Source organism: Anaerovibrio sp. (assembly GCF_051866355.1).
Lineage (GTDB): Bacteria > Bacillota > Negativicutes > Selenomonadales > Selenomonadaceae > Anaerovibrio.
Genome location: NZ_JBJDWZ010000058.1, coordinates 1,504 through 3,224, shown reverse-complemented (window position 1 = coordinate 3,224; position 1,721 = coordinate 1,504). Strand labels below are relative to the sequence as shown.

At 51.2% G+C, this 1,721-nt stretch carries 1 protein-coding gene; it reads right to left on the bottom strand.

Annotation, left to right across the window (positions count from 1 at the left end):
• Window positions 1-312: 312 nt before the first annotated feature.
• The coding region (locus ACI3UA_RS03430; RefSeq protein ID WP_439723429.1) for a PLP-dependent aminotransferase family protein at window positions 313-1,721 on the bottom strand (1,409 nt) is incomplete at its 5' end.

The following is a 1,721-nucleotide window of genomic DNA, read 5'->3' as shown; positions in this document are numbered from 1 at the left end:
CGGGCCGCCCTCATGGCGACCCATACGGAGGACGAACTGCGGCATGCCGCAAAAAGCATTGCCGCAACCATAAAGGAGCTGAAATAGCCAAATAAAGCCAGGCCGCAGGACGCCTGGCCTTGCTATAAAGATAAACTGTAGCTTTTGGTTCTTCAAGTATTTGCCGCAGGACGCATAATTTTGATATAGAGATAAACGACAAGTATAAACTACAGCAAACAGCAAAATCGCCGTCAGCCGGGCAGACACCGGCGCGGCGATTTTTTTGCAGGAATTTATACCATGACGATTTTTTGCAAAAATTTTATAGCATCAGGCCGAAAAATAATCCCTCAGAGCCTGTACGCCCCTAATAATATCCTCATCAGACAAGTGGGCGTAGCCCATAATAATCTCGTGCCTGCCTGACCCGTTCCCGTCCAGATAGAATTGCTCCAGCCTGTGGATGCCCACACCCCTTTGCCGCAATGCCATTTCCGTATTGCTATCAAAAGTGATTGCGTGGAATTTAATTACCACATGCAGGCCGGTGGCATGTCCCAGCACCGAAAAACCGTCAGGAAAGCTGGCTGATAATTCCCTGAGCAATAATTTTCTTTTGCGGCTATACAGCTTTTTCATTTTCCAGATATGCCGGGCAAATCCACCGCGCCTGATAAACAGATTAAGCACATATTGCCCCAGCACATCAGTATTCACGTCGGAATACATTTTTATTTTTGCACACCTGTCCATCAACTGCTGTGGCAGCATCATAAAGCCAAGGCGCAGGGCAGGGGCCAGAATTTTGCTGAAGGAACCAAGATATATGACGCGCTCCGGCTTCAGCTCATAAAGGGAGCTGACCGGCTGCCCCTCGTAGCGGAACTCGCCATCATAATCATCCTCCACAATGTAGCAGTCATGCCGCTCCGCGTAGCGAATAAGCTCCAGACGCCTGGCAATGGACATCACACTTCCCAAGGGATACTGATGGGATGGCGTCACATAAATAAATGCAATCTCCCAACCATCCGGCAGTCTGCCGGTGCACATGCCATGGCCATCCACCGTTATCCCCTCTACCTGACAGCCAGTCATGCGGATTACCTCACGCAAGCCCTTATGGGTGGGTTCCTCCAGCAAAACCTTTTTCCCATCACTGCCCAATGCCCCTGAAATAAGGGAAAGCCCCTGTGTTGCCCCTGTCGTAATCATGATGCGTTCAGCAGGGCAGTCTATCCCCCTCAGCCTGTACATGTACTCTGCAATACTTTCTCTCAGCTCGCCCACACCGAAGGTTTCACCATAGCCATACGCCGCCGCGGGAATTGTATCACATACCTCCCGATACAGCCTGCCCCATTCCCTGCCGGGAAAATATTCCAGCGCCGGTATCCCGGTACAAAAATCAATTATTTTTTCTGCCTGCATGTCAGCAACAGAAGCCGCGGTATTTTTTGCCTCCGCCTGTCCCCGGCTACACACAGCCGCGGTATTTTTTGTCTCCGCCTGTCCCCGACTATATACAGCCGCGGTATTTTTTGCCTCCGCCTGCCCCCGGCTGTACACGGCCGCATTTTTTTGCCTGCCGGAAGCATGACGGGAAATTTCCTCTGCAATTTCCTCATTGCAAAGTCCCTCTGCCACCATTGTCCCTGAACCATGGAGGGACTGCAGATAGCCCTCAGCTATCAGCTGGCTATATGCCCCGATGACAGTATTTCTGGACACCGCCAGCT